The sequence below is a fragment of the Corynebacterium phocae genome (genome assembly GCF_008693075.1).
Classification (GTDB): Bacteria; Actinomycetota; Actinomycetes; order Mycobacteriales; family Mycobacteriaceae; genus Corynebacterium; species Corynebacterium phocae.
This window is the reverse complement of sequence record NZ_VXKJ01000048.1, coordinates 243,277-266,376: the sequence shown is the minus strand read 5'-3', so window position 1 is coordinate 266,376 and position 23,100 is coordinate 243,277. Positions and strand designations below refer to the sequence as shown.

Below are 23,100 nucleotides of genomic sequence, written 5' to 3'. Positions count from 1 at the left end.
ACCACGGGTGCGGCCCGTGGTGAAAGCTAGAAAATAGGGACTGCATGAAAACCATACCCCAGCGGGTGGACCTACCCTTTGTTCCCGCGCTGGAAGGCCTGCGCGCGGTGGCAGCCATGGGGGTGATGGTCACGCACGTGGCCTTCCAAACCGGCGGCACCGTGGCCATCTTGGAGCGCCTGGATTTCATGGTGGCCGTGTTCTTTGCCCTCAGCGCTTTCCTGTTGTGGCGCCGGCGTGGCCGGCACTCGGCGCGGGAATACTATCTCCACCGCTTCAGGCGGGTCATGCCTGCTTACTGGGCGTGTGCAGCCGCAGTTTTACTGCTTCTTCCTGGGGCGGGTTTCACCGCCGCGCAGGTGGTGGCCAACCTCACAGCTACCCAAATCTTTGTCCCCAACGGCCTGGCCCAGGGGCTTACCCACCTGTGGTCGCTGTGCGTGGAGTTCTCTTTTTACTTGGCCCTGCCGCTGTTGGCGCGAGTGAAAAAACACCGCGTGGCGTGGATAGCGGCGGCGGGGGTGGCCAGCTTGGGCTGGGCTTGGGTGGCGCAGCTGGTGGATGTCGCGGGTGTCAATGCCCAAATCTGGCCGCCGGCTTTCACCCTGTGGTTTGCAGTGGGCATGTTGGCGGCCGAATATGAGGGCCGGGTGCGCGCGCCCCGGTTGGTATGGCCTTTCTGGCTGTTGGCGCTGGCGTGCTTGTGGTTGGCTAGCCGCGAGTGGTTTGGCCCCAGGGGCTTGGTGCACCCCCAGCCGGCGGAGTTTGTGGGCCGCGTGGTCTTGGGGGCCGTGTTCGCGGCCTGCCTGGTGGTGCCCTACGCACTGGGGGCGCGCTCGCTGGTCCTTGAGTCCCGGTTGATGCGCTTGCTGGGCCTGTGGTCCTATGGGATATTCCTGTGGCACGTAGCGGTGCTGTGGGTAGTGTTTCCCGTCACGGGCATTCCTTTTTTCAGCGGGCATTTCTTCCCAGTGCTGGTGGCCACGGCGGCAGGCACCATACCCGTGGCCGCCGCTAGCTATTATTTTGTGGAGGTTCCAGCACAGCAACGGCTACGGCAGCTGCGGAAAAGGCCGCGGTGAGCCAGAAATCCCCCGCGTAGGCCCCGGAGCCCCAGGCACCGCGGGCGAGCATAGCCCCGGCGGCCACCATCAGCCCGGCCACAAGGTGTGCTTGCGGCAACCGTGTCCACCGAACCACCGCCCAGCCCACCGCCCAGCCTGCCGCCGCCGGCCAGCCGGCCAGGGCTAGCAGCCATACGGGGACGCCGCGCCGGGTCGATTCCTTCCAGTCCTGGCGGTCGGTACGCCTAAACCATGCGCACCCCAGCACGGTCATCAGCGCTAGCGCACCACCCCCACCGAGTGCCAGCCGGTAGAGCGGGGTGGCCACAAAGCGCAGGGAGAAGTGGCCAGCCGCGCCCGCAGGCACCACGAAGGCTTGGGTGGCGGCGTCCACCTCACGCGGCTCAAGCTCTAGGTCCCCCAGGAAACCGCGGAGCCCCGGGTTGTACGCCCGGCCGGTGACTAGCAGGCGCTGAGTTTCCGATGCCGTGATTTCCCGGCCCGCGGCCTGGTACCGCCCGTAGTTAAGCTCCCCGGTGTTAAGCCGGACCCAGCGGCCCCGGGTTTCCAGTACGTGCGGCCCGGCGTCTAACACCAGTTCTTGGCCGGGGAAGTAGTCCTTGCCGTCAATGGTGACCCAGCGGTTGGAGTCTAGGGTCACGGTCATCTGGCGCGGCGCGGTAAATTCCCGGATAAGCACGCCGGTGTCCACCAGGAGCCGTTGGAAGAAAAACTCTTGAACCCCGGGGGAATGGTCCGGCACGCTGACTACGCGGCGGACCTCATGGCCTATGACTTGGGCGTTGATGCCCGCCCGGGCTAGCAGCTCCACCCGGATGGTGTCCGTGGCACCGCCGGGGACGGTGACTACCTGTTCTTCATCCTCGAGTAGGTTGACCCGCACGGCGGCACCCACATCGTGGCCGTTGCGCACTATCACCGGGATATCAGCGGTGGCGGTGATACGCAACTGCACACGGGCGGGGTAGTTGCCTGCAAACTCCAACCATCCCAGGTCTCCGGGGGCGGGCCACCACGCCGTTTCCTGGCGGCCGTCGACCGCGGCGGTCACCGATTTTGCTGGATCCGGCTCGATGGCGGTGGCATCCGCCCAACTAGAAGATGCCCGTACTGCGCCGCCGGTTTCCCGCACGCTCACCCGCCGGCCCGCTGAGGGGTAATCGCGCTCGCGGTTGAAAGTCTTTGGCGCGGCGCCTTCGACCAGCGGGGCGGAACTTCCCGGCATGGATCCAAAATTGCGGTCGATGAGCAGTGGGGTGTCCGTGACCACCTGCGCGTCCTCGGTCACCAGCTGGGCAGGCCCGGGGATAAACGCCAGGGACTCCCCGCCGCCGGCCACGCGGACGGGGGCATCGGCGGTAAGCAGCACGTCGCGGTGGGGATCGATGACCTGGACGTAGAGGGGGCCAAAGGGGCGGGCATCGGCAAGCTCTGTCCGGCTGATAACCGCGCCAATGCCTAGGCGTTTGAGCGAGTCCAGGCGCCCCTGTTCCACAGCGGCCATCACGCCGTCTAGGCCGCGGATAGCCTCCGGCGGCACCAGTGGGATGGCGTCACGCACCGCCCACGGCGTGTCCAGCAGCGCCTGGGCCGGCTCATCGCGGGTCCAGCCCCACTCCTCGCGGGCAAACATGCGCGGCGGATAGATGAGCGTGCGCGTGTGCGCGGCGTGGCGGTTGATGTATTCTGCGGCCTGGTACCAATAGGCCGGAATTTCCTGGTAAGCGCCCTGCGGCAGCAGGCGCCCGGACCAGGCCGGGGCGGATTGGACGGCTAGCAGCGTAACTATCAGAGCCAGCGCGGAATTCCGCCGCGCTGAACCCCGTAGCGCTGAACCCCTTAGCGCTGAACCTCTTAGCGCCTGGGCGGCAAAACCCAACCCCAAGGCCAGCGGTAGGCGCACCAGGGGCTCGAACTTGTGCAGGTTGCGCATGAACGCGCCCGGGCCGTCCAGGAATTCCAGGTACCAAGGAAAGTGGCAGGCCATGATGCCCAGGCCAATGAGTAGCATGTTTTTCCACACACGGGGCGCGCGGGTCAGACCGGCCAAAGACACCGCAGCTAGCAAGGCGGTAGCCAGCACAAACACCGGGCTGGCGGCCAGAAGGTGCCCCGCCTGGCGTTCGGTATCCACGAAGGGTGACCAACTGGTGGTTCCGCGCAGAATCTCCGGAAGGTTCAGCCAGCGGGTGGTCACGTAGGCGGACTCGATGTAATCCGTGAAAGGCGGTGCGTAGTGGCCCAGGATGAGCAAGGGTCCAATCCACCACAGGCTCACCGCCGCGCACCCGGCCAGCCATAGCGCCAGCGCCCTAAACTGGCGCCGGTAGACAACCACCACCGCCGCCGGCAGGCAGGCCGCCAGGGTGGCCGTGGCGTTGACCGCGCCCATGCAAGCCACCGGGAGGACTGCCGCCGCCACCGCGCGGGAATCAACCCGGCGTCCTAGGAACGGGTAGATCACCCAAGGAGCCAGCATGACCGGCCAGGCCTCTGAGGAAATGGCCGTTAGCGTGGTCAGCGTCCGGGGGCTAAGCGCAAAGGCCACCGCCGCCACGGCTGCCTGCCAAGAGTTGAGTCCCACGCGCCGGGCAAGCGCCAGCATCCCGGAGAACCCGGTGCCCAGCACCAGCGTCCACCACAGCCGCTGCGCTATCCAGTCAGGGAGAGCGTCAGTAAGGACAAAAAAGAGGCCGTGGGGGAAGATGTATCCGTAGGCCTGGTTTTGCAGCTGACCGAGCGGGAAGTTGTCCGAATACGGGGTGAGTGCGCCGGCTAAAAACCCCAGTGGATCTACCGTGAGGTCCAGCTTGGTATCAGCGGCTATGAGCCCAAAAGGCTGGAGGAAAACCAACACCGCCAGGCACAGCCAGCCCAGGGCGTGCCACCTGAAAGTGCCCCGCATTAGTTGCGCGAGCCGTACTCCGGGCCTCCCAGCACAGCACTATCTGCCGGGACTGCGCCTGATTCAGGGATGGTGGACGAAGAGCTAAATTGGGATACCCCGATAACGGCCACCACACCCAGCGCCAGACCCACCACCGCTGAGCCCACGACGGGGCTGAGCGTGCGTTTATTGAGCGAGCCGGTTGTCTGTGCCATGGGGTGAAATTCTACCAGCTAGTCCGTGTATTCTTCCTCTTCCTCGGGTGGTACCACGAAAACCGGCACGCCCGAGTTGCGCACAATATGCTCCGCCGTGGAGGAGTTCCACCAGGCGCGCAGGCCAGTCAATCCGCGCGTGCCCGTGACTATGACGTCAACGTCAAGCTCATGGGCGGATTCCACGATGGCAGCGGCGATGTTGGTGGAAACCTCCACCAAGTGCGCGCGCCCTGCCAGTCCCAGCCCTTCCGCCACAGCAACTCCTTGGCGGCACAATTCCTTTGCCTCGGCATAGGCCGGGTCATCTTCAATCGCATTGCTTTCCGCGCCCACGGTGGACTGGTGCATACCGGTGCGGCTTACCGCACGGGCGGCTTGCAAGGCTGCGGGTTCCCAAGCCGTGAGGATTTCTACTACCTCGGGACGCAACAATTTTGCAGCGTATTCCAAAGCGCGAGCGGCTTCTTCGGAGCCGTCAAAGGCAATGAGCATGGTCTGACCGTTATTCATGGGCTTAATCCTACCGGTGCGAAGTGCATTTTTCGTCCCGCTGGGGCAAACTAAGAAGACAATGAGATTCTTGCGTACCCGTTTCGTCAGTGCGGCCGTGGCAGTTGCCGTGGCCGCATTAGCCGGTGCGTGCTCCTCGCAACCTGCGGATATGCTGTCTCCAAAGAGTTCAGCTCCCTCCCCGGAGTCGAGTCCGGCTGATACTGCGCCGGCGCAGTCCGAAACCTCGGTCGAAACGCTTCCTAGTATCTCCCCTGTCGCCTCCCCACCGGCCATACGCCCCGAAATCCCCGAGACGCAACGGCGCGCCGCGGCAGCCTCCCTACTCATGCCCGCTGCCGTTAACTACGATGACGCCCTGTTTAAGCTCAACGCCGGCGTGGGCGGGATTTTCATCCCCAGTTGGGCGGACCCGGGGCTGCTAACGGAGCCGGGACGCGATATCTGGGCGCTGCGTGCCCAAGTGGGCCGCCCCTTTGACGTGGCAATCGATTTTGAAGGCGGCCGGGTCCAGCGCTTTTCGGAAATCTTGGGCGGATTTCCCTCCCCGCAGATAATGGCGCAGGGCTCCCCGGCGGAGGTTGAGGACACCGCGTTCCGGATTGGTCAAACCCTGGCCTCGCACGGCATCACCGTGGATTTCGCACCCGTTCTAGACATTGACGGCGCAGGGCTCAAGGTGGTGGGGGATAGGTCCTTTTCCACCGACCCGCAGCGCGTGGGGGACTACGGCGCGGCCTTTGCCCGCGGCCTGCAGCGCGCGGGAATCAAGCCGGTGTTCAAGCACTACCCCGGCCACGGCCGGGCCTCCGGTGACACCCACTTCGCTCCGGCAGTCACACCACCACTGGGCGAACTGTTTGGCTCTGACCTCATCCCCTACGACATCGTCCTGCCGCAGATAACCGGGCCCGGCGTGATGGTGGGACACATGGTGGTGCCCGGCCTGGGTGACGGCCTTAGCCCGTCTAGCCTAAATCCCCACGCCTACGGCCTACTGCGCAACCATCACGGCTTTGAGGGCATTGCCTACACGGACGACCTCACCGGTATGAAGGCAATCACGGACCATTTCTCCCCGGACCAAGCCGTGGTAGCCGCACTAGCCGCCGGAGCCGATCAAGCGCTGTGGTCTACCAATGTGGACATCAACTTCATCATCGACCGCGTGGTTGAAGCCGTGGCAAACGGCGCTATCCACCCCCAGCGCTTTGCGGTTGCGCACGAGCGTATTGAGCGGCGCCTCAACCCTGTTGGATAGTTCCTCTGTCCCAGGTGCGGGTATGGCGGTGAAGTGTGTTAACTCCGCCGGTTTACACCGTAACCTGCCCGGCGGCTTGCGATGGCGTGGCGGCAGATTCTTACTGAGGCGTGAAGCTAGCAGTGGCCAGATAGGGGTCAGCCCCAGTTGCCTAGGGTTTCTGCAAGTTTAAAATTTTTCCTCGCATAAAATAATTAGGACATTTGTCCGTTTGTCCCTTGGGTACAGGGGCCGGGAAGATCCGGAAGTACTGCGCGGGCCCCCGAACTGAGGGGGGAGTAAATGTACTGCGTCTGGTGGATTCCTGGCGGTGCCCGGCCTTAGCTCTCTACCGCTATCCATTAGTTGAGTCTTTTACCGTGATGGGCGCAGTGCGCTATTTGGATGGTGTTTCCCGCGGTATTGCCTTAGTTAACAGTGGTGAAGGTTTTGTGGGGGTTTGCCCCTACAAGCTCCTGGATAGGGGCTTTTGCGGACAAGCATTTGGGGCATGTATCAACGTTACTTGGGACCTCCGCTATTCCTAGCGGGGTGACAATCTCCTTCTAAGGCTATAAGTTGCGATTGTTGACTTTCTCTGGAGTTGGGGTTTGGGACGTGAATTGTGGCGCATATTGTGAGGGCTTAAGGCTTGTCCGTGCGGGGCGGTCTGGATTACTCTCCGCTGGCACCGGCTGGAGTTGAAGAGTTGTCTCCACAATTACCCTTACTGGCCGGAAGGTTCTCTCTACGTCCCATTATGAAACATTATTTAATTTCAGAAGCGTTGTGGGAGCGAGTTATGTCGGGTACCGTGACGGCCATGAATATAAAGAAAAGAACGTTGAGTACTGTCGTGGCCGCTAGCTTGGTGCTAAGTTCAAGCCCCAACTCTGGGGCAGAAACCGGAACCCCTGCGGTTTCGGAAAACTCTTCTCCGGAAAACCCTTCTCCGGAGGGTGCCACACCAGGGGTCACTGTCTCTCCGTCTCTTTCCGAAGATTCCCCGACCTCCGCTTCTCAAAGCGTTGAAACCGTTGCGCAATCAGGTGAGGATTCCGAGCCCACGCCTAAGCCCATTGCCTTAGAGACATCAGAAGCCGGTTCCGGAAATGAAGAGATGCCGGGCCTTGACATAGCGGCCTTTGCCAGCGCCGCGACTTTCGAGGTAGTGGAATCAACTACCCATGAGCAGGTGGCAGCCGCCATTGCTGACCCCGCGTACGACACAGTCCGGTTCACCGTGGATAAACAGTTTGAGCAGGGATTTACTATTTCCCGGCCCCTTACCTTTGTGGTCGATGACGGAAAGACTTTAGGAATTAGCGACCCAACTAGAAACGCCCTCAATATCCACGACACCTTTACTTTCCGCAACGGCGGAACGGTCAATATCTCAGCTCCAGCGTTAGGCAAACGCGGCGTTGAGATAGACGGCCGTAACAAGCCGAAATTCGATGTTCTTTTTGCCGGTACAGGACGCGATACCAGCAGCTTTAACATAGGCCCCACCGGCGGGTATGGACTTGATGGTCAGTTCATCAGCGGCAGCTTTGAGGCGAAAGACCTTACGCTCAACGTTGCTCCCGGTGAGGAAAACAACGAAGGGCCGGTGATTTTCTCCAAGCGTGATTTTCAAACGGACACCACCAAGGCCGTATTTAACAATGTCAGGATGGACCTGCAGAAAGCCTCTACTAAAGCCTCAGCGCCAAACTGGCGCCCTTCTTTCTATTCGGAAATCCCGGTGGAAATAATCAACTCAGAGGTGACCTCTACAACCGTCCGCGACTACAACTTCTCCATAGTAGGTGGCACCACCCTGACGCTAACCGACTCCACACTGGACTTGGTCACCACCGCTGACGCCGTGGCGGACACTGGGTGGTTCAGTAAGAAACCTTTGGTGTCTTTAAACACAGGCGGATCCACCATTAACATCAACAACAGTACGGTGACCAGTGACATCAGGTCAGACGACAGCGATCACCAAGATTTTCAATTTGATGGCGCTACCTACAATGTCCACAACGGGGTGCTGAAAGGCGACGCCCTGGGAGTCGACTATAAAAAGGGAGGGGATAAGATCATTAGGGTTACGGGGGATTCCCAGGTTGATATCACCGGCGAAGGTGATGGCAAAGACAGTGTTCCCGCTGGGATCAAAGTCATAATTGACAGTGGTGCCGTTGATCTTCCCCCCAACGCCAAACCCGTAAATTCCCAAGGGCAGCCCTTGAAAGAATTTGTTTCCCGTGATGCCGGGATTGACGCGTTTGATAAATGCCAGCCGGATGGTGAGCAATATCAGGTATCTAAGACCAACGATGACGGAAATAAACACGTGTGGGCCCCGGCTGTCAGCGTTAAGTACTACCACCGTGGCGCGGATACCACCGATAGCAACGGCGACGTTGTGGAAGGTCCAATCGATGAAAATCCCTACGCGGAGCGAGTAATCATTGCCGGAACCAGCGTTGCGAATCCCCTTAACAAACCAGTAGGTGGGGACCGTAAGTTTGGCCCAGTTGGGTCCGCGGATGATGAGTTTCACGTGTTCGCACCAGAAGGCGTGGACGCTGACTATCCGAACATTGATCCGAAAGAGGATTCCTTCGAACAAGATGGAAACGGAGCCACCCGCGTTTGCGGTGACCTCCATGTTTATAAAAAAGACCAGGTTGTCACGGTCACAACCACGCAGACAGCCACAGCCACGGTAACTGCGACTGAAACAGCGACTAAGACACTGCCAGTACCAACTACAGTCACGGCCACGGTTACCGACACAGCCACGGCAACTGAGACAGCAACTGCCACGGAGATTGAAACAGCAACTGAGACTGAAACGGCAACGGAGACTGAAACGTTGCCGGTACCTACAACGGCCACGGCTACGGTTACGAACACGGCCACGGCCACGGCGACGGCAACTGAGACAGCAACGGCCACGAACACGGTGACTGCTACGGAAACAGCAACTGAGACGGAAACAGCTACTGAAACAGCAACGGAGACTGAAACGTTGCCGGTACCTACAACGGCAACGGCAACGGCCACAGCAACGGCTACGGTTACGAACACCGCTACGGTGACGGACATTGCCACGGAAACTGAGACTGCTACTACCACTGTGACTGAGACGAAAGAAGTTCCCACAGTAATTACGGAAACCACTACGGTGACCGGGATGCCTGTAGTGCCAGATCCGGATCCAACTGTCCAGCCGGGTGGATCGGGCGGTAAGCCTGAGGGCTCATCGGATGAGGATATAGCAACGGGCCTTGGAATTGGGCTGGGTGGACTTGTGCTGGGCGGGCTAATAGCCGGTGGGCTTTCTGGCAAAGTTGGAAGTTCCAACGGGCTACCGCAGGCTTCGCAGCCCAAGCCTTCCATTCAGGCGAGCACGGTGATGTCAGCTACCCCCGCACCCGGGGCAGCTACCACAACGTCTAAACCTGCTGCCTCCACGGTGAAGGCGCCGCAGGTGAAAACCACACAGTCGGGCTCAAAGACTCGAAAAAAGTCCACGTCAACCGCGTCTACTACGGCAGCTAAGCCGTCTACATTGGCTAAGACTGGTGCCGGAGTATTTGGCGTTGCTGGTTTAGGGCTTCTGATGCTGATTGCTGGCCTTGGAGCTCTAGTTCTTGCTAGCCGGCGCAAGAACTCCTAAAAGGTGCAAGAGGGGCTAGGGCTGCGGCTGGCCACCTCTAGCCCCGCCAGGTAGGCACGTGGAACTAAACAGCGTGGATGCCTTCCCCGTTCCTAGGGCTTATGCCCTGGAGCGGGGTTTCGTGCGTAATTTCTAAAGTGCTAAAGATTTCTTTAAGGAAAGTATGGCGTGGCAGTCCCAGGCAGGCGCTGGCCTAAAATGCAATTTTTGAACTCTCTTACAAAGTTTTAAGGGGGTAGAGCTGACATGTACATACCGGGGGCGATAGTCTTTCAAGTGTGAATACTGCAGTACGCAAACCCCAGCAGCGCAAAGGTGCGCGCGGATGGATCATTACCGCCGGGCTTATCCTCGGTCTCCTGCTCATTGCCGGTGTGGCATATGGGATAGATGTCGCCGTCAATCAGGGCAAGGTTCCACGTGGAACCAGCGTTGGTGGCGTGGATATCTCCGCAATGGACCGCGACGCCGCCGTGGACAAGCTCAGCCGTGAACTGGGTGGCGTGGAGGCCAAGCCTGTTGCTGTTCGTGCCGGTGACCGCACTAGCCAACTGGTGCCAGAGCAATCCGGGTTGAGCCTTGACCTGCAAGCAGCAGTTGACGGGATCGGTGAGGCGTCACTCAACCCGATTAGCCGCATTGCTAGCTTCTTCAAACCAGCCGCTGAGATTCCCGTGGCTATATCTGTTGATGAAGCAGCCCTCAACCCGCAGCTGGACCGCGTGCGCCAGGAGCTGGAGTACGCGCCACAAGACGGTGCCTTGGTAGTTGAAGACGCCGACTGGAAGGTCATTGAACCAGTCCTAGGTCAAAGGATTGAACCAGATAGTCTGCGGTTTGCAGTAGTGGAAAACTGGTTGAACCCAGAAGGCGTAGTGGTAGAGCCGGAGAAGACCGAACCGGTGATTAACAAAGAAGTAATTAAAAATATGAAGGACGGGGATGCCACTGCTGCCTTCTCCCGCGACATTGTGGTTAATGGACGCGAAGATCATCGCGCTGTCTTGGACCGTGGGGCCATTGCCCAGTTCGTGGCTGTTAACAATCATGAGGGCAACTTAGTCCTGGACGTGGACGTGGCGCGCGCGCAGGAATTGATCGCGGAACAGCTGGGGGTATCGGAAATCGAGCCCCAGAACGCGCGCCTTACCTTCAGCGGGGATACCCGGACAGTCACGCCACACCAAGACGGCGTCAAGATTGATTGGGAACAAACCATGGACGGCTTCCGCGACCGCGTTCTTGGCGATGACCGCACTTTCCCCGCTACCTACAAGGATGTTCCTGCAACTTTCACCACGGAAATCGCGCAGAAAGCTACCTTCGACGAGGTCGCGGGTGAGTTCACTACCTCCGGTTTCTCCGGGCCGTCCGGTGAGAACATCCGGCTGGTGGCTCAAGAAGTAGACGGCGCCATTGTGGGCCCGGGGGAGACGTTCTCCCTCAATGGCTACACAGGTACCCGTGGCGCGGCGCAGGGTTACGTGGAGTCCGGGATTATCATCAACGGCCGTGCCGGCACCGCCGTGGGCGGCGGCATCTCCCAATTCGCCACCACTTTGTACAACGCCGCGTACTTTGCCGGCATGGAAGATGTCACGCACACCCCGCACTCCTATTACATTTCCCGTTATCCAGCCGGGCGTGAGGCCACCGTCTACGAAGGTGTCATTGATTTGCAGTTTAAGAACACCACTGGCCATCCGGTGCGGATTGATACCAGCTTTGGCAACGGCTCAATCACCGTCAGGCTGATGGGTGTCAAAACCGTTGAAGTGACTTCCACCAACAACGGCCGGTGGGCGCAAACTCAACCCACCACTATGAACGTGACCAATAACTGCATCCCGTCCTCCGGCGCACCGGGCTTTACCACTTCCGATACCCGCACCATCCGGGATCTGGCAGGCAACGTCATCAAACAAGAAACTCAGACCACCGTGTACGACCCCATCCCGATTGTGCGGTGCGGCTAGAATTCCCATAGTTGGCCACCTGCCTTTCCATTCTGCACTTACCCGCTTGGGACTCGATGGGCGTTGGGGCACCCCCAAGCGCCCGCAGTTGGGCTGGCGTGCCGTCTAGTTTCCTCAAAATCCCGGGAAAATGCCCCGGAGATGCTCTCCTAAGCGCAGATAGCGAAGGAGCGTTTGTAAGTTAGACTTTTGATTTGCACTTTTCCTACCAGGGTTTTTGCACTTCGTTCGGCAGTCGCCCGGCGAACTACACAACAGTTTTTGCAGTTCTGTCTCCTTGCTTCTTTGCTCAACGTACCGGCGGGTGTTTTGGGTCAGAGTCTGCGTTAACGCTCGCTATCCCGGCTTGCTTGGCAGGCCCTTGGTGTGGGCTTGGGGTGTCGTGGGGGGGGGTGCGTTCAGTACGTCATCCCCGAAGGCCCGCAGTTCGGCGAGGGTGGTGTTTAGCTTATTCAGGTCCCAGGTCACGTTCCCAGGGTAAGCGCTAAGTGTAAATAGTGAAACTCCTTTTTCAGTTAGAACTTTTGATTTCACACTTTTTCTACCTGCATCTTTAGGTATTGGTACGGAAAATCCGCGTTAAAGTCCAAAATAATTTTCGCAGTTTCACACTTTGTTGACCAGCACTTTTGCCAGTGATAGTAAGTGACGGCATGTGTCTTTTTACAGTTTGCTAGTTACCTTTTCACTCACAGTGCTGGGCTGCAAACTGAACGCTTAGTCGCGGCGAAGCCGCTCTTTGTCCTGGCAGTGGCGGGCCTGAATCACAAACGCGGGGAGTCTACGCGGACCGTGGCACGAAGTTCTTCGAGCTCGGTGTGAAGGCTACCTCTCCTTTCAGCTTCCGGGGTGGGGAGCTCAGGAATTGGCGTTGGTATTCTGAGGTCTTCTTGCCTGTCTCAGCGGCCATCCAGACCGCCCACATGGTCTCACCAAGTCGGTTATTTCCTCACGGAAACAGGCCGGGTTATCTCCTGGACCTCCGCCACACAAGCCTCACAAACTAGACCACCCAGGTGGTACATTTTTGGTGCCCATTTGGTTCATTTCTATCTGATTATAAGAAAGTGTAAATAGTTCGTGGTGGTTCCTGCCTTGACCTCGTGGCACTCTGCGGCCTGGTTCTCGTTGCCCCTGAAAGGGGGAAAGAGGCAGAAATAGAGAAACCATGGTGTTGTACATGTATCGGTAAAACCGGGAAGTTCTAAGGGGATTACCCTCAAGATTTATAAAATAATATAGTGATGGTCTTGCTGGGGGAGGATGCTTACGTCGCTGTTTGGGGTTGTTCTCATAATTCTGGGCTTAATAAATATGTATATGAATCGCTTTCCCCCTAGTGTTAATTCCAGGCAAGTTGTTAGTTAAAGGATTCAGTAACCTCCAGGAATGTAGATTTAGCGGAAAAGTGCTGGTTGGGGGTATTGCATTTAAGTCGCACCTTAGATTACGCTGTGAACATGTTCTCTGACTTTCTCAACTCGCGGCGCACTATAATTCCCTGGATCCTCTTTGTCATAGGGGCACTTTTCTTCGTTCAAGTAGCAGTACCCGTTACTGCCCAAACGCCGGGTGACCAGCCCGCATTGGTTGAGGTTGAGTCTGTTCCCCCAGTGGTTCCTGTGCTTGAAGGGCAAGAAGCAGGAGAGGAAGTCGTTTCTGAGGAGGGGCCCGGAGACATTGATCCGGCACCACTTCCGGAGCTCAGTGAAACCCCGCCTGGCGACGTTGGAGCGCAGGCCGTCCGCGCTGACTTGAGGGAAAGCCAGTCTGTTAACCAGAAGATTCGCATGGATTTTGGTAGTACGGACAGATTTGAAAATGAGATCAGCGAGGATAAAACTGAGTATTGGTCAGGTGAAGCTATTGGTACCACCGCGTTTCTAGACTTCTCAGGGCCGGTGCGCAACCTGGTGATGACCCTCAAAGTTCCGAAGGTCAAGGTCGATGGTGAGTTGGTCATCGGCGGATCCGGACCGGGCAATAGCCCCAATTTCACGGCTAAAGGTGAGATGGAAACCCGTGAAGATGATGAAGCCTGGTACCGGACCTATCACTTGGGAAATCCTGAGGCTGGCAACTTGGGTCTGCCTTTTACCTTTTCTTTCCTCAATGGGGTAACGCCAAATGGTACAACTGTAACGCCGACGATGACGGTCGAAGCAGACAACTTTGGTCCCGAAACCCTTGAGATTACTTATACCGCAAGGGTCGCGGACGAATATGCAACCGATCTGCGGCTCCGGCGAAAGACTGATTCCTTCTGGAAGGATGGAGTTCTGGAGTATCAGTGGGATGTGGCCCAGGCTACTAATGAGACTCCGTTAGAAACTAAGCAAGGGACTGAGCTCTTCTTCACCTACTACATGTGCGCCAACCCTACCACTGCTGATGGGGTAGCCCCGCCAGCTGGCCTGGGTATTTACACCCCAGAGTCGGTGACGTATGAGATAACGCCGCCGGAGGGCGCGGAGCTCCTTTCCCGGACTGCAAAATACTGGACCTGGAAGACGGATGCGCACAAGGTTCTTACCCGCACCATGAACTGGGCAAGAAATGAAAGAGATTTCAACTGTAAAAGGAGTAACTACGGACTTGAACTTAACCTCACCTACCCCAATCTCCCCGTCTACGAAGATGATGGAACAACCCTCAAGCACTATCCCGTGCAGCTTAATACCTATGTTAATTATGCAGAGGGCGACGAGCGTAAATACGCGGGCAACGATGAGGAAACCCTACGGTTCAATCCGCGCATTAAGGATTTCCGCGGTGACCGTCAGGTCTCCATGTACAAGTACCCAACAGTCCCCAGCTATGAAGCTTATGACGCCGCCCGTTACAAGACTCATGACTACGTCTACGACGGAAAAGCCCTAGCATTCGGCTGGCGGCAGGGCGTTATCTACTCCAACGGTGGTAGCTATGTGAATCCCGAAGACGTTAGCCCCGGTATCTATACGCCAGAAAAGCGGAAACAGCTCCCGGGAATAGCCTGGCGAATCATGATAAAGCAAAACAACAACGGTACTGACTTTCAGAACCCCACCGGTGGAAAGGTTGACTACCTGCACGAATTTACGGATTTCGGGCTGTCAGAAGGACTGTACTACCAAGAGATTCACTTTGGCTTGAAGTGGCTTACCACCACTAGCGACAAGACTAAAGAAGAAGTGATAGAAACCATTGACGGGACCGGGAACTTTGTTTACGGCATCCTTGCAGATGGATCGGAGGAGCTCCTAGCGGAGGACGTCAAGGTGGGTCAAAGCGTGGCCATCAAAGACACCGCGCGCAAGTTCACTGCAATCAAGGTGAAATACAAAGCCCCAATTCTTCTTAACGATGTCCAGCTTCCCTTCCATATACACGCGTTCCCTACTGCGGCGGAATCCGAGCTGTGGGCAAACCGGGAAATCGAAGACAACCAAAAGACCTATCAAAACCGCGTGAAGGCCACTATCACACAAGATAGTCCGACGGGCGAGGTATATCAGCCCTATGCGGAGGGTCAAGAGGGCTATTTTAACGAATACGGTGACAAGACGCGCTGGTCTAACCATGAAACTGAGGAGCCCTACAATGCTGTAAGAGTAGTGGGAATTAATCCAAAACTCAGCATGGAAATTCTCTCCACGAAATTCACGGATGTGAAAGGTCGGGACTATAAGGCGGTCCATGCAAAATTTAAGCCTGAAACCCAAACAACGTCCTACAATAATTGTGAAGGCGTTGAACTTGTCCCCGCTGAATGCTCCCGCGTTAAGACTATTATGGTGAAAACCCAGCCGAAGGGCGATTGGGGTGGCCTGCCGCAGACTCTTGAGAATCTTCGCCAGATAGTCCTACTTCCCGCCGGAGTAGAGTACGCAAACACCGTGGGACAGATCTACGATAACTCTCTGCACTGGGGTGAAGGCGAACCGGAGGTGGTGGAGAATTTCAACGGCACCGGGCAGACTGCCATCATCTATTCCTTCGGGGATGTTGTGGTTGAGCAACCTCAGTCAAACCATCCTTACCGTGACAGTTATTCAACCATGCTGAACCTGGACTTTGGCCGCCACGCGGAGATTGGACTCAACACCATTAAGAGTTACACCGTGTGGGATAACTCGAAGCAGATTACTGCTACGGAATCAGATCGCGGCGGTACTGTCTACCCAGATGAAAAGGATCTCGACCGGGATGGTGACACAACCGAAAATTTCGTAGAGGCGCGCCGCCAGGTTCTGGTCACCGGGCCACGTCAGCTTGTCACCAGGATTGAAGTTTCACATAACGATAACCAGGGATGGGTGTTCAACGCCCCGCCTCAGGACCTGGACGAGGACCTTTATTACCGTCTGAATGTGGTTAATAATTCCTATACCGACTCGAATAATATTTCTCTCCTCGGCGTCCTGCCTACAACGGAGGACTACAAGCTGGCTACCCCTGACGGGGAAAATCCCCCAGTAACGTGGACCGATGCTGAAGGTGCTACTCATACTTACTCGGGTTTTAGTACCCCACTACAGCCGGTCGAAGGTACGGACTCTCCGGTCGTGAGGATAGTTGATGAAGCGGGTGATGACATCAGTGATCAGTACGAGGTATTTTTCACCACGGCTAAGCAGACACCACGGATTGACTCTATTACCACGGACGCCACGTGGGTGGCCGCTGCCGACGTCACCGACTGGAGCGCAGTCACCGCAGTAAAAATGGACCTTAAGCCTGGAAGTATCCTGGCTTCCGGCAAGTCAGCCCGCCTGGTTCTTAGGGCCAAGATGCCCTACGACGAGCCAGTGCTTTACGGGAAAACTATGGCAGACGTTGAAGACGGTGTCCGCGCAGTAGCCGGTATTGCAGTGTCTGAAAATAACGCTGGCTACCTAGAAGGTAACGAAGTTACTTCTGAGCCAGTCCGCTACCGAGTTGCTGGCGTGGTGTTCCGCGACCTCAACGCCAACGGCATCCGCGATGAAGGCGAGAACCTCCTGCCTGAACACGAGTGGAAATTGGTGAACGCCGACGGGGAAGTAGTAACTGACCCAAACGGTGAGAACCCTGTCCAAGGAACTGCCGGCGCATATGACCGCGTGGTCTTCCCCCGTGGCGGAGAACGCCGTATAGAGTTTGCCAAGACTGCGGAGGATGAAGCCCAGTTCTTCTTCTGGACCCACGCGGACCGCACGCCGGGTGCGGATAGCCCGGCCGTCAGCGACGTAGACAACAACGGCGTTGCCGGTGGCATTGACCTGAACCCAGCAAACCGCTTTGCTGAGCGCAACGCTGGTCTGGCTGGTACGCGGAACATTATCCTGACCAAAACCTCTACTGTGGGTGGCGGTGCACTAGCAGGAGCTGAATTTACCCTTGAGTGGAAGAACTGGCTAGAAAGCGAAAAGCCGGGAGACGGAGCTGTAGTAGAACCCACTCAACGGGTGTGGACCGTCACCACTGACTCAGAAGGGAAGGCGACTTTTGCCGATATTCCTTACGGCCAGTACACGCTGACTGAAGTTACGGCTCCAGCAGGCCATAAGAAAGCTGATTCAAGGGACATCACTGTTGACAACAGCGATATTCAAGTCGACGCTGACGGAAACCGTTCCCCTATTGAAACCACCGTTGTAGATGCCCTATCAATCGATGACGTCAGAATCAACAAGGTTGATCAAGATGGCAACGCCCTGGCCGGGGCAACATTTGAATTGGTTAGCCAAGAAACTGGCGAAGACGGCTCCCAGTTGCGGGTCAGTGTTACGAGCGGCGAAGACGGAATTGTGGCCTTCCCCGATGTCCCGTGGGGTGAATACACCCTGACTGAATCGACGGTTCCAAACGGCTACGAGGCCGCCACTGAGCCCCGGACCTTCGTCCTGGGCGAAGACGGGTTCCAAGAGAAAGTTACTAATGAGGACGGCTCCACCACACTGGTTAGCCCACCTGGAGGTAAACCTTGGCAGGTCGAGAACCGGAAGAAACTGGGTACCGTAACTGCGATTAAGCACGACGCCAACGGTCAACTGCTGGAGGGCGCAGAGTTCGGACTCTTCGCCGTGACCGGGGAGAACAACGACGTAGCTGAAACCGCCGCGTATAAAGCGACCAGCACCGCTGAAGCAGTCAACCTCACTTTCACGGATGTTGACTGGGGAACTTACGTCCTCAAGGAAATCAGTGCTCCGGCTGGATATCTAGTCTCGGAGACTGCACTGGAGGTTGTGATAGACGCTGACCATCTAGCAGTGAACATAACCGAGCCTTTCATCAACCAACCCAAGCCAAGTGTCATTAACCTGAAGAAGGTTGATTCCGCCACGAAGGCAGGGCTGCAAGGAGCTACGTTCACCCTGACCAAAGCGGGCCAGGCCGCAGAAGACGCTGTTAGTGCAGTAAGCGGCGAAGACGGCACCGTGAGCTTCACCGATGTTGCCCCGGGCGTGTACACCGTCACCGAGGTAACGGCCCCCACCGGGTATGCGGACATTACTGCCGATGCCCCCGGATTCACCCGCCAGATTGAAGTCGGCCCGGGCGCCCTAGCGAGCGCGGCTGAAACGGCGGATAAATTGACCTACAACCTGGGTGAGGTGGACAACGTCCGCAAGCCCGGTACGGTGACCGTCAGGAAGGCTGACGCCACCGACAACGCGAACCTGCAGGGTGCGAGCTTTGAGCTCAAGCATGTTGCTGGCATCGGCGGCGGTGCGCTCATGGATCCCGCCACCAGGACAGCGGAGACGGGCGAAGACGGCCTAGTTACTTTCGCGGACCTGGAGTGGGGTACCTACGAACTCACCGAAACCGCCGCGCCCGCAGGCTACCGGCCTTCCACGGACGTGGTGACTATCAAAGTGGGCGCGGAGAACCTTTCCCCGGCTACCCAAGTGGTGACCAATGAGAGGATCCCGGGCCAGATCACGGTGACCAAGCAAGACGAAGCGGCCGCGCCTCTAGGCGGCGCGGAAATCGGGCTTTTCGCCCCTGACGCGCAAGGGGAGTTTACTGTTCAGACCGACTCTCAAACCACCGACGCGCAGGATGGCACCGTCACCTTCACCGACGTGGAGTGGGGAAATTACCAAGTCCGGGAGATCGCTGCGCCGGAGGGGTACGCCCTCTCAACAAAGGCCATTGACGTCACCATCGGTGCCCAGAACTTTGATCAGAAGTCCGGCACGGTGGTCGTTGATGCGGGAGTGATTACCGACACCCAAATCAGGGGTTCGGTCACCTTCACCAAGAAGTCCGATAAGGGCGAATCTGGCGAGCCATTGCCAGGCGTGACGTTCGGGCTCTTCAAGGACGGGCAGACCGCCGCCGCCTACGAAGCGACTTCGGGCGCAGACGGTAAGGTCAATTTCACTGACGTCCTCTACGGGACCTATAAGCTCCGTGAGATCCAGACTCCGGAAGGTTACGTGCCGCTGGGACAGGACATTGAGGTCACGATTTCGACCGACGGCCAGGAAGTTACGCTCGATGACGTAACTAACAACCAGATCCGTGGATCCATTACCCTGGCTAAGGCCGACGCTACCTCGAAGGCCCCGCTGGCCGGCGCCGAGTTTGAACTGGTGGCTAAGGATAACCCGGATGTAGTACTCGACACGCAGACATCGGCGGCGGATGGAACCGTCACCTTCGCTGACCGTGTGTACGGCGAGTATATCGTCCGCGAGAAGGCAGCACCGGCTGGCTACACCGCAACGACGACACCTCTTGAGGCCAACGTTGAAAACGACGAAGAGACCATTGAACTAGGTACAGTGACGAACGACCGCCGGGACGCTAGCGTTAGCCTCACCAAGCTCGGTGAGGACGCAACGCCGCTTGCTGGTGCAGAGTTCGGGCTGTTTGCCGTGGATGAAAACGGTGTTGCTTCTGAATCTCCGTCTGTGACGGCGGTTAGTGGTGATGACGGCGCAGTCAGCTTCGAAGCGGTGCCTTGGGGCACCTACGTGCTCAAGGAGACCAACGCACCGACAGGGTGGCTGCTTAGTACCGAGAGCAAGCAAGTTACGGTTGGCGCGACTGCCCTTAACGTCGATGCTGGAAGCATCAAAAACGCCCGCATCATGGGCGCTGTCCAGTTGGAGAAGAAATCTGACGACGGCTCTGTTCTACCTGGTGTTGAGTTTGGCCTCTTCGCGAAGGATGATTTGGCTACTCCGGTTGCTCGTCAAATTTCTGGCGAGGACGGGAAGGTGAAGTTTGTTGATGTTGCTTACGGGGAGTACGTTGTGCGGGAGCTGGCACCTCTTGAGGGCTACCTGCCCTACGGGGAGGACCTGGCCGTCAGTGTGACTGAGCACGACAAGACCTACGATCTGGGTGAGGTTATCAACGTCCCCATTCGCGGGTCCATTACGTTGACCAAGACGGACAAGACCACCGGGGATCCGCTAAGCGGTGCCACGTTCCTGCTCTTTGCGAAGGGCGCTGACACCACCGACCCACAGGCAGCACTGGATACCCAGACCAGTGGGGAGGATGGAACGCTTACCTTCGCGGATGTCCTGTATGGGGAGTACGTAGTGGTTGAATCCGCTGCGCCGCAGGGCTGGACCGCCACCGAGAAACAGTTGACTGCTGCTGTAGTCAACGATCAGGAACGGGTTAACCTGGGCGAGGTGGCCAACCCGCGCATCCCAGGCACCGTTACCGTGTCTAAGGTAGACGCCGAAGGGGCGCCGCTTGCTGGTGCAGAGTTTGGGCTGTTTGCCGTGGATGAAAACGGTGTTGCTTCTGAATCTCCGTCTGTGACGGCGGTTAGTGGTGATGACGGCGTAGTGAGTTTCGAAGTGGTGCCTTGGGGCACCTACGTGCTCAAGGAGACCAACGCGCCGACAGGGTGGCTGCTTAGTACCGAGAGTAAGCAAGTTACGGTTGGCGCGACTGCCCTTAACGTCGATGCTGGAAGCATCAAAAACGCCCGCATCAGGGGCGCTGTCCAGTTGGAGAAAAAGTCTGATAACGGCTCTGTTCTGCCTGGTGTTGAGTTTGGGCTCTTCGCGAAGGATGATCTGGCTACTCCGGTTGCCCGTCAAACTTCTGGCGAGGACGGGAAGGTGAAGTTCGTTGATGTTGCTTACGGTGAGTACGTTGTGCGGGAGCTGGCACCACTTGAGGGCTACCTGCCCTACGGGGAGGACCTGGCCGTCAGTGTGACTGAGCACGACAAGACCTACGATCTGGGTGAGGTTATTAACGTCCCCATTCGCGGGTCCATCACGTTGACCAAGACGGACAAGACCACCGGGGATCCGCTAAGCGGTGCCACGTTCTTGCTGTTTGCGAAGGGCGCTGACACCGCCGATTCCCAGGCAGCACTGGATACCCAGACCAGTGGGGAGGATGGAACGCTTACCTTCGCGGATGTCTTGTATGGGGAGTACGTAGTGGTCGAATCCGCTGCGCCGCAGGGCTGGACCGCCACCGAGAAACAGTTGACTGCTGCTGTAGTCAACGATCAGGAACGGGTTAACCTGGGAGAGGTGGCCAACCCGCGCATCCCAGGTACCGTTACTGTGTCTAAGGTAGACGCCGAAGGGGCGCCGCTTGCTGGTGCAGAGTTCGGGCTGTTTGCCGCAGGCCAAACGGTTCCGGTTGCTAAGGCAAAGAGTGCAGAAGACGGGTTTGCTACATTCATCGACGTGGAGTGGGGAACTTATCAGCTGCGGGAGATTGCCGCGCCTGTTGGCTATACCAAGTCCGGTACGGTTATTGATGTTGAGCTAGGCCCCCAGAACGAGGTTGTCGCCGCAGGTGAGGTCACCAACACAAAGATCCTGGGTGAGGTTTCCGTGGTCAAAAAATCTGGCGAGGCCGAGGACGGACAGCGTGCTCTTTCCGGGGCCGAGTTTGGATTGTTCCTCAAGACGGAGCAGGGCGTAGCTGATGCAGCCACCTTGAAAGCAACCACCGGTGAAACTGGCAAGGCTACCTTCACCGATGTCCCTTGGGGTACCTACGTGCTGAAAGAGACTGTCGCGCCGGAGGGCTTCGTGTTATCGGCAGAGACCAAGGACGTAGTGGTTGGTGCTACATCACCGGTCACCGACGCAGGCGAAGTACTCAATAACGCTATCCGCGCTACGGTGACTGCAGTGAAGCAGTCCGAGGCTGGCGCAGTTCTACCCGGCGTTGAATTCGGTTTGTTCCTGGCCGGCGAGGATGGAACCATCGCGGCTGACGCGACCCCGGCATACCGGGGCGTAACCGGTGAAGACGGACGCGTCACTTTCGAAGATGTTCGCTACGGAGCCTATGAGCTACAGGAGATTAAACCCCTCGAGGGATTCGAACCACTTGACCGCCCACTGGGTGTCCTAGTCACCGAGGCCAACGTGACCGTTGACCTAGGAGTGGTGAACAACAAGCACACCCGTGGAAGCGTCCACGCTGTGAAGGTTGATTCCGAGACGGGTAAGCCGTTGGCCGGTGCAGTCTTTGAAATCTTCGCTCAAGGCGAGGGTGGACAGTCCACTGCGCTGGATACGCAAAGCTCTAACGCTGATGGTGAAGTCACCTTCCTCAACCGTACCTTTGGCACGTACTTAGTGCGTGAAAAGGCGGCACCGCAGGGCTACGTGCTCAACGCCGAAGAATTCGAGGTAACCATCGACTCTGACGGTCAGGTGGTTGAGCTAGGAAAGATTGCCAACAAACCAATCCGGGGTACCGTTGAGGTTCACAAGATTGCCGCCGACACCAAGCGGCCGCTGGCCGGTGCAGAGTTTGAAGTCTCCGCACTTAGCGTTGATGGCGTCGAACCCGGTAAGGTCCTGGCAGCCGCAAAGTCCGACAAGGATGGCGTGGTCACCTTCCCGAATCTTAAATTCGGTACCTACCGGATCGTTGAAACCAAGGCTCCGAAGGGCTACCAGCTGTCCAAAGACGCTGCCGTGGAGGTCGAGGTTACTACCGATGGCACCGTTGTTGACGCCGGCACCGTGACCAACAAGCCGATCCCTGAAGACACGCCACCACCTTCAGGCTCAGGCGGATTCCTGGACTGGATTAAGGGCGTCGTTTCTGGCGGGAAATCTCCTTCCGGCACCCCGCCGCATCCGAGTGGGGATAAACCGCAGTCACCGGGTACTTCGGAAGTGAAGAGCCCCGCGGACACTGCAGTTGAGAAACCGACATCCATTTCTGGGCGTGGACTGGCAAACACCGGTGCCAACGTTGGCTTGGTAGCTGGCCTTGCGCTGGCACTCATCCTCAGCGGCCTGGGCCTCCTGTTCCTTCGCCGCCGCCGCGACTAGACCCCGACGGCAACTAACCTAACCCCGCCGCAGCCTTTCCAAGGCTGTGGCGGGTTTTAGTTGCTCCGCTCCCTGGAACCGGCGTTTGCGGGCACCCCGTAGGGACAGATGGCGGTGGAGACTGCAGATCCCGACCCCTTTTGGCCAATTTGGCCAAGGCTTTGCGCTAAAGGTGTCCGGCTCTGCAGGTTTTCCCGGTGTGTTGGGGCGGTGACGGAGTCTTCGGCCCGGACAGCGTGGGCCGTTG

8 protein-coding genes are annotated in these 23,100 nt (G+C 58.0%); 5 read left to right on the top strand and 3 right to left on the bottom strand.

Features of this window, described 5'->3' with window-relative positions:
- The first annotated feature begins 44 nt into the window (after positions 1-44).
- A complete protein-coding gene (locus F4V58_RS10825; RefSeq protein WP_075735904.1) occupies positions 45-1,082 on the top strand; it encodes an acyltransferase family protein in 1,038 nt (345 codons plus the stop codon).
- On the opposite strand, the gene F4V58_RS10820 is transcribed toward F4V58_RS10825, so the two are convergent.
- The 3 genes from F4V58_RS10820 to F4V58_RS10810 are packed head-to-tail and all read right to left on the bottom strand — an operon-like array spanning position 1,015 to position 4,700.
- Positions 1,015-3,990 (bottom strand): alpha-(1->3)-arabinofuranosyltransferase domain-containing protein, encoded by a 2,976-nt coding sequence (locus F4V58_RS10820; protein WP_075735902.1) that lies wholly within the window; start codon positions 3,988-3,990, stop codon positions 1,015-1,017. The two genes, F4V58_RS10825 and F4V58_RS10820, sit on opposite strands and share 68 nt — an antisense overlap.
- Positions 3,990-4,187: a DUF2613 domain-containing protein gene (locus F4V58_RS10815; protein WP_075735900.1), complete on the bottom strand. Its 198-nt coding sequence runs from the start codon at positions 4,185-4,187 to the stop codon at positions 3,990-3,992. Before F4V58_RS10815 ends, F4V58_RS10820 begins: the two co-directional genes overlap by 1 nt.
- An 18-nt stretch (positions 4,188-4,205) precedes the next feature.
- The gene (locus F4V58_RS10810) at positions 4,206-4,700 is read right to left on the bottom strand and encodes a universal stress protein (RefSeq protein ID WP_075735898.1); all 495 of its coding nucleotides are present in this window, start codon (positions 4,698-4,700) and stop codon (positions 4,206-4,208) included.
- Positions 4,701-4,761: 61 nt separating this feature from the next.
- On the opposite strand from F4V58_RS10810, the gene F4V58_RS10805 reads away from it, so the two are divergent.
- From F4V58_RS10805 to F4V58_RS10790, 4 genes are all read left to right on the top strand, one after another.
- The gene (locus F4V58_RS10805; RefSeq protein ID WP_075735896.1) at positions 4,762-5,961 is read left to right on the top strand and encodes a glycoside hydrolase family 3 N-terminal domain-containing protein; all 1,200 of its coding nucleotides are present in this window, start codon (positions 4,762-4,764) and stop codon (positions 5,959-5,961) included.
- 802 nt (positions 5,962-6,763) lie between these two features.
- Positions 6,764-9,616 (top strand): hypothetical protein, encoded by a 2,853-nt coding sequence (locus tag F4V58_RS10800; protein WP_150385800.1) that lies wholly within the window; start codon positions 6,764-6,766, stop codon positions 9,614-9,616.
- A gap of 278 nt (positions 9,617-9,894) precedes the next feature.
- Positions 9,895-11,592, top strand: coding sequence for a VanW family protein (locus F4V58_RS10795; RefSeq protein WP_245802989.1), 1,698 nt, complete (start codon positions 9,895-9,897; stop codon positions 11,590-11,592).
- Positions 11,593-13,052: 1,460 nt separating this feature from the next.
- Complete coding sequence (locus F4V58_RS10790; RefSeq protein ID WP_075735892.1) at positions 13,053-22,853, top strand: SpaA isopeptide-forming pilin-related protein; 9,801 nt, start codon at positions 13,053-13,055, stop codon at positions 22,851-22,853.
- Positions 22,854-23,100 lie beyond the last annotated feature (247 nt).